At 74.4% G+C, this 14704-nt stretch carries 10 protein-coding genes; 7 read left to right on the top strand and 3 right to left on the bottom strand.

The genetic code is table 11. From position 1 onward, the window contains the following. Positions 1-9: 9 nt before the first annotated feature. The 7 genes from eno (at position 10) to ABIA38_RS25275 (ending at position 9557) form a co-directional block, all read left to right on the top strand. On the top strand, positions 10-1284 hold the full coding sequence (gene eno, locus ABIA38_RS25305; RefSeq protein WP_424641106.1) for a phosphopyruvate hydratase: 1275 nt from the start codon (positions 10-12) through the stop codon (positions 1282-1284). Beyond that, entirely contained in the window at positions 1281-2105 is an 825-nt protein-coding gene (locus tag ABIA38_RS25300; protein WP_424641105.1) for an SDR family NAD(P)-dependent oxidoreductase, read from the top strand. Before eno ends, ABIA38_RS25300 begins: the two co-directional genes overlap by 4 nt. Then, a complete protein-coding gene (locus ABIA38_RS25295; protein WP_424641104.1) occupies positions 2105-2608 on the top strand; it encodes a 4'-phosphopantetheinyl transferase superfamily protein in 504 nt (167 codons plus the stop codon). The genes ABIA38_RS25300 and ABIA38_RS25295 overlap by 1 nt, the downstream gene beginning before the upstream one ends. Further along, a complete protein-coding gene (locus tag ABIA38_RS25290) occupies positions 2602-2898 on the top strand; it encodes an acyl carrier protein (RefSeq protein WP_424641103.1) in 297 nt (98 codons plus the stop codon). Before ABIA38_RS25295 ends, ABIA38_RS25290 begins: the two co-directional genes overlap by 7 nt. Beyond that, a complete protein-coding gene (locus tag ABIA38_RS25285) occupies positions 2898-6035 on the top strand; it encodes a hypothetical protein (RefSeq protein WP_424641102.1) in 3138 nt (1045 codons plus the stop codon). Before ABIA38_RS25290 ends, ABIA38_RS25285 begins: the two co-directional genes overlap by 1 nt. Positions 6036-6102: 67 nt before the next feature. Then, positions 6103-7179 (top strand): hypothetical protein, encoded by a 1077-nt coding sequence (locus tag ABIA38_RS25280; protein WP_424641101.1) that lies wholly within the window; start codon positions 6103-6105, stop codon positions 7177-7179. 11 nt (positions 7180-7190) lie between these two features. Next, positions 7191-9557 carry a beta-ketoacyl synthase N-terminal-like domain-containing protein gene (locus ABIA38_RS25275; protein ID WP_424641100.1) on the top strand — a complete coding sequence of 789 codons (2367 nt, stop codon included), beginning with the start codon at positions 7191-7193 and terminating at the stop codon, positions 9555-9557. A gap of 604 nt (positions 9558-10161) precedes the next feature. On the opposite strand, the gene ABIA38_RS25270 is transcribed toward ABIA38_RS25275, so the two are convergent. The 3 genes from ABIA38_RS25270 to ABIA38_RS25260 all read right to left on the bottom strand — a co-directional run bounded on the left by ABIA38_RS25270 (position 10162) and on the right by ABIA38_RS25260 (position 14686). Then, positions 10162-10935 (bottom strand): ABC transporter permease, encoded by a 774-nt coding sequence (locus ABIA38_RS25270; protein WP_424641099.1) that lies wholly within the window; start codon positions 10933-10935, stop codon positions 10162-10164. After that, a complete protein-coding gene (locus tag ABIA38_RS25265) occupies positions 10925-11830 on the bottom strand; it encodes an ABC transporter ATP-binding protein (RefSeq protein WP_424641098.1) in 906 nt (301 codons plus the stop codon). Before ABIA38_RS25265 ends, ABIA38_RS25270 begins: the two co-directional genes overlap by 11 nt. Before the next feature lie 159 nt (positions 11831-11989). Further along, positions 11990-14686: a RelA/SpoT family protein gene (locus tag ABIA38_RS25260; RefSeq protein ID WP_424641097.1), complete on the bottom strand. Its 2697-nt coding sequence runs from the start codon at positions 14684-14686 to the stop codon at positions 11990-11992. Between the last annotated feature and the right edge of the window lie 18 nt (positions 14687-14704).

Raw genomic sequence — 14704 nt, 5'->3', positions numbered from 1 at the left:
GAGCAGACTGTGCGAGCGATACGCGAGGTCGGAGCCCGAGCGGTGTTCGACTCCAACGGCATCCCCGCCATCGAGGTGGAGATCGTCGCCGAGGGCGGCGTGCGGGCGGCGGAGGCGGCTCCCCGGGGCTCGACCACCGGCGAGTTCGAGGCGTACGTCCTCGAGGACGCGGCCGCGCTGCCCACGCTCGCCGCCGTGGCCCCGGCCCTGGCCTCCGTCGCCGACCTGGTGCGGCCCGCGCTGATCGGCCGCGACGTGTGCGACCAGCGGGCCGTCGACACCGCGCTGCGCGAACTCGACGGCGGCGCCTGGTTCCGCCGGATCGGCGGCAACGTCGCGGTCGCCACCTCGATGGCGGTGGCCCGGGCGGGCGCGCTGGCCACCGGTCGCCCGCTCTACCGACACCTGGCGGCGGCCCGGCCGAGCCGGCTGCCGGTGCCGATGTTCAACATCGCGGACGGCGCGGTCGGTTCGAACACGGTCTACACCGAGTTCCTGCTGCTGCCCACCACGCGCGAGCCGGCCGCCGCCCTGGACCAGGGGGTCCGGGTCCGCGCGGCGCTGGCCGCCCGACTGGCGGGCAAGGGCCACCGCTGCTCGGACAGCACCCAGGGCGGCTGGTCGGTGGACCTGGGCGGTTGCGAGCCGACGATGGAGCTGATCGTGTCCGCCGCCGAGGACTGCGGCCTGGTCGGCGGGCGCGACTTCCACCTGGGCCTGGACCTGTCCGGCGCCGAGTTCGCCGGACCGGCCGGCTACGTCTTCCCCTGGTCGGCGAACCCGCTCTCCACCGCCGACCTGGCCCGGCGCTATCTGGACTGGGTACGGACATATCCGCTGACCTTCCTGGAGGACGCGTTCGCCCCCACCGACGAGGCGGCCTGGCGCGGGCTGCGCGAACGACTGGCGGGCCGGGCCGCGGTGGTCGGCGACGACCTGTTCGCCTCGGACGCCGAGCGCATCGACCGCGGCGTGGCCGCCGGGCTGGCCGACGGCGCGTTGATCAAGCCCAACCAGGTCGGCACGGTCACCCAGGCGCTCGACGCGCTGGCGCTGGGGGCCCGGCACGGGATCAGCACCGTGGTGTCCCAGCGCAGCGGCGAGAACGCAAGCGACTTCATCACCCATCTCGCGGTCGCGGGCGGCGCCGACTGGCTCAAGGCGGGCGGGCCGGCCCGGATGGACCGGGTCGCCAAGTTCAACGAACTGCTGCGCATCGCGGAGGAGTTGTCCCGCGAGCAGCCGGCCGGCGAGACCGAGGCCGCGTCGGGCGGGCGCCGGTGAAGGCCCCGGCGACCGCCGCCGAGCGCACCCGCGACGCCGGCGTGCCGTGGCGAACCGCGCTGATCACCGGCGCCACCGCGGGCATCGGGCTCGCCTTCGCGCAGGCCGGCGCCCGGGACGGGGCGAACCTGGTCCTGGTCGCGCGCGACGGCGAACGCCTCGCCGAGATCGCCGAGCGGCTGCGCGCCGAGCACGGCGTCGAGGTCGCCTGCCTCGCCGCCGACCTGCGCACCGTCGCCGGCCTGGACCGGGTCGAGGCGCGCCTGCGCGATCCCGGCGCGCCGATCGACCTGCTGGTGAACAACGCGGGCACCGGCACGCGCGGGGCGTTCCACACCCTGCCGGTCGAGGCCGAGCTGGACGTGGTCGCGCTCGGCGCGGTCGCGGTGGTCCGGCTGTGCCGCGCGGCACTGGCCCCGATGGTCGAGCGCGGTTCCGGCTGGATCGTCAACGTCTCCTCGCTCGCCGGGTTCCAGCCCGATCCGCTCACCGCGACCTACGGCGCCGCCAAGGCGTTCAGCCTGAGCCTGAGCGAGGCGTTGTACGAGGAGGTACGCGGCTCGGGCGTACACGTCACCGCGCTGTGCCCCAGCTTCACCGCGACCGAGTTCCACCGGCGCGCCGGCATCGACGTCAGCCGGGTACCGGCGCGGGCCTGGCTGCCCGCCGAGCGGGTGGCGCGGGCGGGCCTGCGCGCGGTCGAGCGGGGCCGGCCGGTGTGCGTGCCGGGCGCCGCGTACCGGCTGCTCGCCGCGCTGTCCACGGTCGCCCCGCGCCGGGTCGCCCGGTTCGGCTCGCGCCTGTTCGCCGGAGCCCGCTGATGCCCGCCGACGGCCCGGCGGCGCGCATCGGCGTGGACGCCGTCCGCACGGCCCGGCTCGCCCGGGCCGGCCGCGCGGACGAACTCGTGGCGCGCGCCGTGCTCAACCCCCGGGAACTGCGCTGGGCGCTCGCCCACCCGGCATCGCCGGTGCGACTCGCGGCGGGGATCGCGCTCAAGGAGGCCGCGATCAAGTGCGCGGGCGGTCGCCGGCCGAATTTCACCTGGCACGACATCCGCATCGACCCGATCCGCACCCACCGCTGCGGGTGCGGTGCCCGGGCCGACGCGCTGATCGAGGGCCTGTTCACCGGCCGACCCCGGTCCGCCTCGGTCCGCGCGCCCGGAGTGGGCCCGTGTTGCCCCGCCCAATCCGGGGCGAGCGCCGCGTGGGGCTGCGGCGCCGGACTGGTGGTCGCGGTGGTCCTGGGCCGCGACCCGAGGCAAGCGGCAGCGCCGGCGGAGTCGGCGGACATCGACACGGAAGGGAGCACGACGTGCTGACAGCGGCGCAGACCCGGGTCCTGGAGCGGGTACGGCAGCGGCAGATCCTGTGCCGCGAGATCAAGGAGGTGATCGTCGAACGCCTCGACCTCGACCTGGATCCGGATTGGCTCACCGACGACCAGGCCATCCTGGGCCGGGGCCTGGAACTCGACAGCATCCACGTGATCGAGGTGGTGGTCGGCATCGAGTGGCAGTTCAAGGTGAACATCACCGACGACGAACTCGACCGGTTCGGCTCGGTCAACATGCTCGCGGACTTCATCGAGTCCCGGCGCGAGGACGCCTGATGCCCGGCCCCGGCGGGCACGTCGCCGAGGTGGCGGTCGCCCCGGTCGCGGCGGTGGACGCGGCGGCCATGGCCGCGTGGATCAACGCCTTCCACTGGAACCCGGGCCCGCTCGGCGGCGCCCCGCTCTCGGCCGCCGACTACGCCGCGTTCGTCGCCGAACGCGGCGCCGTGGAGACGTTCGTGGCCCTGGCCGAGGACCGCGTGGTGGGCTCGCTGGCGCTGTACCCGGTGTCCGCGCTCAAGGCGGGCCAGGGGGCGGTGGTGTGGATGGACACCTTCGCCATCGATCCCCGGTTCCGGCTCGGCGCGGTGCCCATCCGGCTGTTCGTCGAGGCGTTCGCCTACTGCGTGGCGCACGGCTACGACCGGGTCGACTGCAACGCCTCGCCCGCGAACCCCTCGATGGTGGCGATCGTCCGCCCCGGCGGCTTCCGGCAGGCCTCGACCGACCCGTGCGGCGACGACCGCCTGGAATTCCGCTCCTATCTGCCGTACCTGTACCGGTTCATCATCCAGGCTCTGGGACTGGGCGCGCGGCAGGCCGAACTGGCCCGCGCCTGGACCGACTTCGGCTCGAGTCCATGGGTGCCGGGGCGGGCCCCGCGCAACGCCGCGGACGATGTCGCCGACTATCACGGCGCGGCCACCTTCCGCTATCCCATGATCGGCTCGGGCGCGGAGAGCACATTCGTGGTCGACCTGACCCACGACCGGGTCTGCGCGCTGAACTGGGACGGCCTGGAGATCGACTTCCACCCCGCGACCCGCACCCGGCGCGTCCCGGTCGGCGGCTCGGCCGGATTCGTCCATCGGATCGCCAACCGGGGCACCCGCCCGATCACCGTCGAGCTGGCCGTACGCCGAGCCGGCGGCGGCGAAGCGCCGAGCCCGCGACGGTTCGCGCTCTCGCCCGGCGAGGCGATCGAGGGGGAGACCGCGCTCGCGCTGGACCACCTCGGCGAGCACGAGGCCGAACTCACCGTCCACGCCGACGTCTCGCACGCCGGCTCCGCGCATCCGGCCCGGCTGACCCTGCACAGCTGGGTGCGCGCGGTCGCCGCGGCGCCGGCCGCCCCCGCGCCCGCCCGGGCACCACGCTCCCGGCCGCGCCTGGAGGAGCGGGAGGACCACTGGCTGTTGGCCAACCGCTGGTTGCGGCTCATCGTCGACAAGGCCACCGGAACCTGCGAGATCGAGCCCGCCCGCGACCGGGGACCGGCCATCCGCGAACTGTGGCCCGACCTGGGCCCGCCCTTCCCCGCCGCGCTCAAGACCCCACCGCGCCGCGACCCGGCCCGGGTCCGGGCGATCGTCGCCGACGGCCGCGCGGAACTGACCCTGGAGGCCCCGGCCAACATCTGGTGGCGGCGACACGGCGCGGCCTACGCGGCGACCCGGCCCGATCTCGGACTGTCCCGGGCCCGGCTGCGCCGCACGCTGGTGGTGGGTGGTGACCAACTGGTCGAGGTGCGCACCGAACTGATCGACGCCGAACCGCGGTTGCGGCGCGCGGTGGCGGCGCGAGAGTGCCTGCTGCGGGTGCATCCGTGGGCGCGCGGGCGGGCCCTGACGATGAGCGTGCCGCTGGCCGAGGGATTGTGGCGCGCGCCCGTGGTCTACGAACGGTTCCCGTTCGGGATGCACTCGTTGGAGCTGCTCGGCTCGGCCGACCTGCCGGCCGAGCCGGCGCGCTACGCCGAGCGTTGGACCGCGTTCACCGACGACGGCGGACACAGCGTCGGCCTGCTGTGGCAGCGGGCCGAGCAACTGCGGTACGGCTTGCAGTGGATGCCGGCACTGCTCCTTGCGGGCGAGCCGGCCGACCCGGAAGCCGAGGGCGTGTTGTCCTTCCCCGGCTACGCCCTCTTCTGCGGACCCGGCGACGAGCGTACGGTTCGCGACGCCTGCGCGGCGCTGACCGATCCCGCCGAGCCGATGCCGGCGATCGAGCGTCCACCACTCGCGGCGCCGGTGCCGGTACGGATCGGCCTCGAGCCGACGGGCGAGGTGGACGCGGGCGTCGAGACCGCCCCGGACACGATGCTTGTGCGCGGCCGGCTCACCGTACTCTCCGCGCGGGCCCGGCACGGCCGGCTGACGGCGGCGGTCGAGGGCGGGCCGGCCGAGACGTTGTTCGCGGGCGACGCCGCCGGCGACCACCCCTTCGCCGGACGGATCGTAGTACCGGCGCGGCGGCCCGGATCGGTCGGCGTCCGGGTCGAGTGGGTCGAGGAGTCGGCCCGGCAGAGCTCGCGGCACGACGTGCTGCCGGTGACCCGCGGCGCCGCCGCCAAGCCGGTGACCGCGGTCGACACGGGCGACGTATGGGTACTGGACAACGGCGAGTTGACCGCGCGGATCGCGCCCGACTTCGGCGCGAGCGTGGTCGGCCTGCGCCGCCCCGGCGGCGCCGAACTGCTGCGCTCCACCTACCCGCGCCCGCGGCCGATGGGCATCGTGCCCAGGGCCCGGGGCGGGCTCAACATATCCACCGTCGCACACCGCGCCGACCCCAACACCAGCGTCGCGCGCGAGGAGTTCGCCTGGACGCCGATCCGCACCGCGCCCACCCACCTGACCGCGGCGGGCCGGACCTGGTCCGGGCTGCGGCTCACCGGCGAGATCCACCTCGCCGGGACCGACCTCGGCCTGGACGTCGACTACCTGATGACACCCGGCGCCTCGCTGCTGATCGTGCTCACGCGCGGGCACCGGGACGGCCGGGCGTTCGACCCGGCGCCGGACTTCTGCGTCGCCGTACACGCCGCGCAACCATCGCCCTGGTTCTTCCGCGGCCTGCGCCAGGGCACCGAATTCGAGTACCACGCCACGCCGCACGGCTCGAACCGGCCGATCGCCGGTTCCGCCGGATGCGGCGCCCTGGTCCCGGCCGAGCCCACCGACCCGCCCGGCCCCGGCCTGCTCCTCGCGGGACCACCGGACACCGACGTACTCGGCTTTCGCGACGGCGACGACTGGTCGATCCGGGCGCTGGCCCGCACCGAATCCTCGGCGGCGGCCGGCGCGGTGACCGCGACCTGCCTCGCCGTCGCGAACGCGCCGCGTCCGGTGCCCGCCGGGGCACTGGGCCGACTCGCCGAGGCCCTCCGGGCAGCCGCCGCCGCGGCCCACTGAGCGCCGCCGGCCATCGCCCGCCGATCGGGCCCGGTCTCGAACATCCAAGGAACGAAGGGACATCACTGTGCCGGCCACACCCCTGCGGACCGCCGTCATCGAGCACGCGGTCGTGCCCTGGACCTACTGCGACGACGAACGCGAGTATCACGCGCTGCGCCACGAGACGGCCGTCTTCGACCTGGACTGCACCGGCCTGATCGCGCTGCCCGCCCCGGGCGCCCAGGCACTGCTGCGCACCGCCGTACCCAGCGACCTCAAGGCGGTCTTCCCCGGGCAGTCGGCGACCACGCTGCTCCTGGACCCGGCGGGCCATCCGCTCGACACGATCACCGCCTATCGACTGCGCGACCGCTGGTTGCTCGAGACCGCGTTCGGTCGCGGCCCGGACACCCTCGCCCACCTGACCTCCGTCGGCGCCGCCCTCGACGACGCCGACCGCGTCGAACCCGAGGACGTACGGCCCGAGTTCGCCACCATCGGGATCGAGGGGCCGTACGCCTGGCGGGTGTTGCGCGAGTTGCTCGGCGACGGGGTGACCTCGGTACCGCTCGGCGGGATCGTGCACCGCACCTGGCGCGACGCGCCGATCCTGGTCGCCCGCAGCGGATACACCGGCGAGTACGGCTACAAGGTGTTCGTGCCCGCCGCGCTGGGCGCCGCGCTGTTCGACGCGGCCGTGGCCAAGGGTGCGGTCCCCGCCGGGTTCCGCACCCTGGAGGCGGCCATGCTGGAGGTGCGCCAACCGCTTCCGCATCGCGAAGTCGGGCCCGGGGACACGGTGTTGGGCTGCGGCTACAACTGGCTCGCCGACTTGGACCAGCCCGACTTCATCGGCCGCGACGCGCTGCTCGCCGAGTTCAAGACCGGCCCCGCCGTACGCACCGTCGGCCTGAGCCTGCCGCGCGGGGTCGAACCGGCCGAGCAGGCCGAGGTGTCGGTGGCCGGGCTGACCATCGGCCGGCTGGTCCACCACGCGGACAGCCCGGGACCGGGTCGCACACTGGCACTGGCCCGGGTGGCGCCGGATTGGGCGGCGTCCGGCATCGACTGCGAGGTGACCGGCGTCGACGGCCCGATCCCGGTGCGCTCGGTGTCGTCGCCGTATCTGGTCCCGCTGAGCTGGTCCGTGTCGATCGGGTGAGAGGGGACACGATGGACGAGGACGCGGAGCACGCCGACGTCCGCCCCGGCGGGGTCGGCGGCGACCGGCGGGTGGCCGTCACCGGACTGGGCGTGGTGTCCGGATTCGGGGTCGGCGTCAAGCCGTTCTGGGCGTCGTTGCTCGCCGGCCGGACCGCGCTCGGGCTGCTGGGCTCGGTACCCGGCCCGCTCGGCGAGCTCTATGTCACGCGGGTCGACGACCGTGCCCTGGCCGCCGCGACCGGGGGCGAGCCGGTCGAGCGCACCACCGCGATGCTCGGCGCGGCGGTCACCGAGGCGCTGGCGCACAGCGGCTTGGCCGCACCGGTGCCCGACGGCGGCCGGCACGGGCTCGGGATCGGGACCTGCCAGGGCATGTTCCATGCCGACGGCGCGGAACTGCCGCTGCGCGGCGAGCGGCACGTGGCGGACATGTACACCCGCCCCGCCGACCACATCGCCCGCCGCTTCGGGCTGCGCGGGCCGCAGGCGGTGATCTCCACGGCGTGCGCCTCCAGTACCACCGCGCTCGCCTGGTCGGCCGCGCAGATCCGCGACGGCCGCGCGGAGGTGATGGTCGCCGGCGGCGCGGAATCGTTGTGCCTGTTCGCCCTGGCCGGCTTCCACGGACTGCGCGCCACCAGTGCCGGGCGCTGCGCCCCGTACACGGTTTCGGACGGGATGAGCGTCGGCGAGGGCGCGGCGGTGCTGATCCTGGAGGAGTGGGAACACGCGGTCCGGCGCGGGGCCGACATCCTGGTCGAGTTCCTGGGCAGCGGCATGTCGGCGGACGCCTACCATCCGGTGGCGCCGGATCCCACCGCCCGGGGCGCGTTGGCCGCCGCCCGGCGGGCGTTGACGGCGGCCGGGCTCGGCGCCGAGCGGATCGACTACGTCAGCGGGCACGGCACCGGCACGGCGAGCAACGACACGATGGAGAAGGAGGCGATGATCCTGCTGTTCGGCGACCGGGTGGGCGCGGTCCCGATCAGCAGCGTCAAGTCCGCGGTGGGGCACACGCTCGGCGCGGCCGGGGCGATCGAGGCGGTCGCGTCGGTACTCGCGCTGCGCGAGGGCGTGTTGCCGCCGACGGCGGGCGCGGGCGGGGTGCTCGACGATCGCATCGACATCGTGCCCGACCACGCCCGGCCGGCCCGGGTCGAGGTGGTGCTGTCGAACAGCTACGCGTTCGGCGGCAACAACGCCTCGATCCTGCTCGCCTCTCCCGGCGCGGTCCCGGCCCGATCCCGCGCTCGGGCCGCTCGCGATCGGGTGGTGATCACCGGCGTCGGCGCGGTCGGACCGGCCGGGGTCGGGCACGCCGCGCTGTGGGCCGCGCCGGCCGCCGCCGAGTCCGTTGCCGAGGGGCCCGAACTCGCCTGCCCGGACGAGGTGTTGCCCGGGCAGTGGCGGCGGATGGACGGCTTCACCCGGCGGGCCGTGGTCGCCGCCGTCGAGGCGTTGCGCGAGGCCGGCATCGATCCGCGCGCGCAGGACGGGCCGGCCGAGGAGGCGGCGCTGATGTTCGCCACGGCGAGCGGCCCGATGCGCAGCGTCGAGGAGTTCGGCCGATCGTTGTCCGAACTCCTGGTCCCGGCCCGGCGGGCATCGTTCGCCCGGACCACGATGACGTCCGCGCCCGGGACGCTGGGCATCTGCCTGGGGTTGCGCGGGCCGACCATCACGTTCCTCTCCGGTGCCACCGCCGGGCTCCAGGCGCTCGATCACGCCTGCGGGTTGGTCGCGCGTGGGGAGGTGCCGTACGCCGTGGTCGTGGGCTGTGACGAGATCACCGACACGTTCCGGGACGCGCAACTCCGGTGGTGGGGTCCGGGGCGGTGGGTCGACGGCGCCTCGGCGGTGGTGGTGGAGTCCGCCCGGCGGGCCCGGGCGCGCGGCCGGCGAGCGTCGGCCGTGGTGGAGGGCACCGGTCAGGCGGGCGGCGCCGACTTTGCGGCCGGGCGGCCCGCCGACCCCTCGGCCTTCGCGTCGGCGGCCGGCCGGGCGCTGGCCGCCGCGGGTCGCGGGCCGCGCGAGATCGACTGGGTGCTCGCCGCCGGGGCAGCCCCGGATCGGGTCGAGGCGCAGGCCGAACTCGTGGCCCTGGCCCGGGTGTTCCCGGGTTCGACGGCGATCGCGCGGACCCGGGGGCGACTGGGCGAGACACTGGCCGCGGGTGGGCTCCTCGACGTACTCACCGCGATCGCCGCGATGCGCGGCGACCTCGACCTGTCGGCGCTCGGCGCGCACGCATCCTCGGCCGACGGGCCGGAGCAGGGCGTGATCCGCCGGGTGCTGATCGAGACGGTCGGCTGCGCCGGGGTGGTCGCGACGGTGCTCGGCGCGCCGGAGGACGCCCGGGCCGACCCGTCGCGATGAGTGGCGTCGGCGCGGGGCCGGACGGCGCGATCCGCCCGGCCGCGCGGACGGCGGGCCCGGGCCTTCCCACCGGGCTCGCCGTCTCGCGTTTGCACGACCCTCGGGGCGCGGCCGTACTGGTCCTGCTGCCGCTGCCGAGCCGGCACCCGGAGGACGTACTGCCGGCCGCCGCGGAGGCGGTGTTCTCCGCTCGCGAGGCCCTGGACCTGGCGCGGGGGCCGGCGAGCCTGTCCTGGGCCGGCAAGTACGCCGCGAAGCTCGCGGTGATCGAGGTGTTGGGCCTGGTCGAGCCGAACCTGCCGGACATCGAGATCCTGCCGGACCCGACCGAGTGTCGGGCACCGGGCGGAGCGTGCCGGCGACGGCATCGGCCGATGGTGGTGCTGGGCGGGGCGGCGGGGGTGGCGGCCGGGCCCGGCCCCACGGGCCTCGCGCTCACCATCACGCACGAGAGCACGGCCGCCGCCGCCCTGGTGGTGCTCGACCGGCCGGTGCTCGATCGGCCGGTCCTCGATCGCCCGGTGCTCGATCGCCCGGTTCTGGATCGGCCGGTGCTCGATCGGCCGGTTCTGGATCGGCCGGTGCTCGATCGCCCGGCTCCCGATCAGCGTGACGCGCGCCGCCCGGCCCAGCCCCCGGCCGCCAGTCCGGCGAGCGCGAACGCGGTCAGCACCGCGAGGGAGGCCGCCAGACCGTGCGGGGCCGAGCCGTTCAGTGCCGATCGGTAGGCGCTCATCGCCCAGTAGCCGGGGGTGAGCGGACCGAGGTGGCGCATCCAGCCGGGCAACATCGCGGACGGCACGAGCGCGCCCGCCATGATGGTGGTGACCACCGCCGAAATATCCCCGACCGCGCTGAGCTGGGCGGAGGTGCGGACCAGGGTGGATGCGCCGGTGCCCAGCGCCAGCACACACAGCGGCCACGCCACGCTCACCAGCAGGACCGCCCACCAGCCCCGGGCCGGCCGCAGTCCGAACGCCGCGGCCGAGAAGCCGAACAGGAGCAGTTGCTGCACGAGCAGGAAGGCGAACATGGGCGCCGCCTTGCCGACCAGGATCTCGCCCAACCGGGCCGGACTGGCCCGGACCCGGTCCCAGGTGTGCCAGGTGGTGCGCTCGTCGAGCAGACCGGCGCCCACCAGCTTCAGCACGAACAACGAGAACATCACCGCCATCCCGGCGGTGGCCTGGGCGGTGCCGTCGGTCAGGTCCTTCGGCAACGCTTCGGAGAGCAGCACCATCATCGGCCGGATCACGCTGACCAGCACCATCGGGATGACGGTGAACGCGATCAGCGGGCCGGGGTCGCCGGCCATCAGGACACATTGGTGGCGGGCGACCGCGGAGAGCCGGCGAACACCGGCGAGTTCAAGCGCCATTGCGGGTCAGCAACTCCCGATAGAGGTCGTCGAGGGACGGCGCGTCCAGGGCGATCGAGCGCAGCCGCGCCGCGTGTTCCGGATTGGCCGCGAGCAGTCGCGCGGCAGCGGCGGCCGGATCGATCGCGGTGATCACCACGTCGTCCCCGTGGAGGCCGCCGGCGTGGCCGGACAGATCGGGCGGGAAGACCAGCCCGGCGCCGTCGGCGAAGGACAGGGTGACCCGGCCGGGCAGTGCGGCGAGCAACTCGGCGCGGGAGCCGCGAGCGATCACCCGACCGTGGTCCGCGACCGCCAACGTCGCGTCGAGGACCTCGAGTTCGGGCAGGTAGTGGGTGGTGTACACGACGGCGGTGCCGCGGTCGGCCAGGTCCCGCACGGCGTGCAGGAGCAGTTCGCGGGTGACCGGGTCGGCGCCGACGGTCGGCTCGTCCAGGAGCAACACGCGGGGCCGGTGCAACATCGCCGCGGCGGCGTGCAGTCTGCGCTGTTGGCCGCCGGAGAGGTCCTCGACGGGCCGCGGCAGGAGTTCGGTCAGGCCGAGCGCCTCGGCGGTCTCCGCGATCCGCTCGGCCAGGGTGTGCCGCCCGAGGCCGTAGAGTCGGCCCGCATAGCGCAGATTCTCCAGCGCGGTGGTCGGGAACAAGGCCAACTCCTGTGGCGCGAGGCCGAGTTCGCCGGGTCGCCGACGGCGGGGGGTGATCGGCCGGCCGGCGACGCGCACCGTCCCCGCGTCCACCCGGAGCAGGGCCGCCACGGCCCGCGCGAACGTCGTCTTCCCGGCCCCGTTGTGGCCGACGAGCCCGACGATCTCCCCGGGTGCCACCTCCAGTTCGAATCCGTCGAGGGCGACGACCTCGCCATAGCGCTTCCGTAATCCAGCGACGCTCAACATGCAGTAACTATATGACGTAAGGAAACTCGGGTCAACGCGTCCGGACCCGGTACGAGGGGGTCGAACCCACCCGGCGCGGCCCGCGCCGGCCAGTCCTGCGGACAACGCGCGAGGCGGCGCCGGAGAGCCTCCCGACGCCGCCTCGCACCCGCGCGTTGCCTACTGCTGCCGCCCGCTGGTCACCCGATACGCGTCGAAGACGCCCTCCACCCCGCGTACCGCCTTGAGCACGTGGCCCAGGTGCTTCGGGTCACCCATCTCGAAGGTGAACCGGCTCACCGCGACCCGGTCGCGCGTGGTGGCCACCGACGCGGACAGGATGTTCACGTGCTGGTCGGACAACACCCGGGTGATGTCCGACAACAACCGCGAACGATCGAGCGCCTGGACCTCTATCGCGACCAGGAACACCGAGGACGCGGTCGGCGCCCACTCGACGTCGACGATCCGCTCGGACTGTTGGGACAACGACTCCACGTTGCCGCAGTCCTGCCGGTGCACCGAGACGCCGTTGCCCCGGGTGACGAATCCGATGATCGGATCGCCGGGCACCGGTGTGCAGCACCGGGACAGCTTGACCCAGATGTCGTCCACACCCTTGACCACGACCCCGGGGTTGCCGGTCGAGCGCGGCCGACGCCGGGTGGTGGTCGGCCGGGTGGCCTCGGCCAGGTCCTCGGTCGCGCCCTCCTCGCCGCCGAGCGACTCGACCAGGCGCTGCACGATGGTCTGCGCCGAGACGTGCCCCTCGCCGATCGCCGCGTAGAGCGCGGAGATGTCGGGATAGCGCAGCTCGTGCGCCAGGGTGACCAGGGTGTCCCCGCCGCCGGACATCAGCCGCTGCAGCGGCAGGCCCTGCTTGCGCATGGCCCGGGTCAGCCCGTCCTTGCCCTGCTCGATCGCCTCCTCGCGGCGCTCCTTGGAGAACCACTGGCGGATCTTGTTGCGCGCCCGGGGCGACTTGACGAAGCCGAGCCAGTCGTGGCTGGGCGCCGCGGTCTCGCTCTTGGAGGTGAACACCTCGACCAGGTCGCCGTTGTCGAGCCGACTCTCCAGCGGCACCAGGCGGCCGTTGACCCGGGCGCCGATGGTGCGATGTCCCACCTCGGTGTGCACCGCGTAGGCGAAGTCGACCGGGGTCGAGCCGGCCGGCAGCGCTATCACGTCGCCCTTGGGGGTGAAGACGAAGACCTCCTGGCTGGAGAGGTCGAAGCGGAGCGACTCCAGGAACTCGCCCGGATCCTCGGTCTCCCGCTGCCAGTCCAGGAGTTGGCGCAGCCAGGCCATGTCGTTGGCCGGGTTCTCGCCCTTGCGCGCGGGCTTGGCGTCGGCCTTGGTCGCGCCCTTGGCGCCGACCGCCTCGGCCTTGTACTTCCAGTGCGCGGCGATGCCGTACTCGGCCCGGCGGTGCATGTCGAAGGTACGGATCTGCAGTTCGACCGGCTTGCCCTCGGGACCGATCACCGTCGTGTGCAACGACTGGTACATGTTGAACTTGGGCATCGCGATGTAGTCCTTGAACCGCCCGGGCACCGGGTTCCACCGCGCATGGATGGTGCCGAGCGCCGCGTAGCAGTCGCGGACCGAGTCGACCAGGACCCGGATGCCCACCAGGTCGTAGATCTCGGTGAACTCGCGGCCGCGCACGATCATCTTCTGGTAGACGGAGTAGTAGTGCTTCGGCCGCCCGGTCACCGTCGCCTTGATCCGCGCCGAGCGCAGATCGCCCTGGACCTGATCGGTGACCAGGGCCAGGTATTCGTCCCGCTTGGGCGCGCGCTCGGCGACCAGGCGGACGATCTCGTCGTACATCTTGGGGTAGAGGATGGCGAAGGCCAGGTCCTCCAGCTCCCACTTGATCGTGTTCATCCCCAGGCGGTGCGCCAGCGGGGCGTAGATCTCCAGCGTCTCGCGGGCCTTGCGCTCCTGCTTCTCCCGCTTGAGGTAGCGCATGGTGCGCATGTTGTGCAGCCGGTCGGCGAGCTTGATCACCAGGACGCGCGGGTCCTTGGCCATCGCGATGACCATCTTGCGCACGGTCTCGGCCTGGGCCGCCTCGCCGAACTTGACCTTGTCAAGCTTGGTCACGCCGTCCACGAGCATCGCGACCGTGTCGCCGAAGTCGCGGCGCAGCGCGTCGAGCCCGTAGTCGGTGTCCTCGACGGTGTCGTGCAGCAGCCCGGCCATCAGCGTCGGCGGGTCCATGCCCAGCTCGGCCAGGATGGTGGCGACCGCGAGCGGGTGGGTGATGTAGGGGTCGCCGCTCTTGCGTCGCTGGCCGCGATGCCAGCGCTCGGCGGTGGTGTAGGCCCGCTCGATCTGGCGCAGGTCGGCCTTGGGGTCGTTGACCCGGACCACCCGAAGCAACGGCTCCACGACCGGGTTGTAGACGCTGTTGCGCTGCACGCCCAGGCGGGCCAGGCGGGCCCGGACCCGGCTGGGCCCGTCCACCCGCAACGAGCGCGAGCGTTCGCCGCCGCGCGATGCGCCCGCCGGGCCCGGTGCGGCCTTGGCCGCCGGGCGCGGCCCCCTGGCCTCGGGCCCGGCCGCGCCGGCGGCGGGCCCGCTGTGCCCGTCGCTGCCCCGGGGGCCGTCGGCGCTGTCCTGGGCCGCACGGGCGGGCGGCTGCGCCGCGTCGGCGGCGGCCGGCGGCGGCGCGGCCTCGGCCGACTCCCCGGCGGAAGGCTCGGCACCCTCGGCGGAGCGCGCCCGCGCCGCCGCCTGGTCGGCGGCTCCGGCGCCGACCGGCGGGTGCCCCGAGGGGCCCGGCGTGACGCGGGTGGCGTCGTCGGAAGGAGCCGCGTGTTCGACGGCATCCCCCGAGGACGACGCGACGGGCGCTACCTCGTCCGGCAAGGGAACTCCTCCCACAGA

The organism is Embleya sp. AB8 (assembly GCF_049739465.1).
Classification (GTDB): domain Bacteria; phylum Actinomycetota; class Actinomycetes; order Streptomycetales; family Streptomycetaceae; genus Embleya.
Note: the sequence above shows the minus strand (reverse complement) of the source record. Positions and strands in the feature narration are given on the sequence as shown.

What these genes read in the sequence shown, in the direction of transcription:
- ABIA38_RS25295 (WP_424641104.1), top strand. Translation starts at nt 2,105, where the DNA reads ATGCCCGCCGACGGCCCGGCGGCGCGCATCGGCGTGGACGCCGTCCGC.
- ABIA38_RS25285 (WP_424641102.1), top strand. Translation starts at nt 2,898, where the DNA reads ATGCCCGGCCCCGGCGGGCACGTCGCCGAGGTGGCGGTCGCCCCGGTC.
- ABIA38_RS25275 (WP_424641100.1), top strand. Translation starts at nt 7,191, where the DNA reads ATGGACGAGGACGCGGAGCACGCCGACGTCCGCCCCGGCGGGGTCGGC.
- ABIA38_RS25270 (WP_424641099.1), bottom strand. Translation starts at nt 10,935, where the DNA reads ATGGCGCTTGAACTCGCCGGTGTTCGCCGGCTCTCCGCGGTCGCCCGC.
- ABIA38_RS25265 (WP_424641098.1), bottom strand. Translation starts at nt 11,830, where the DNA reads ATGTTGAGCGTCGCTGGATTACGGAAGCGCTATGGCGAGGTCGTCGCC.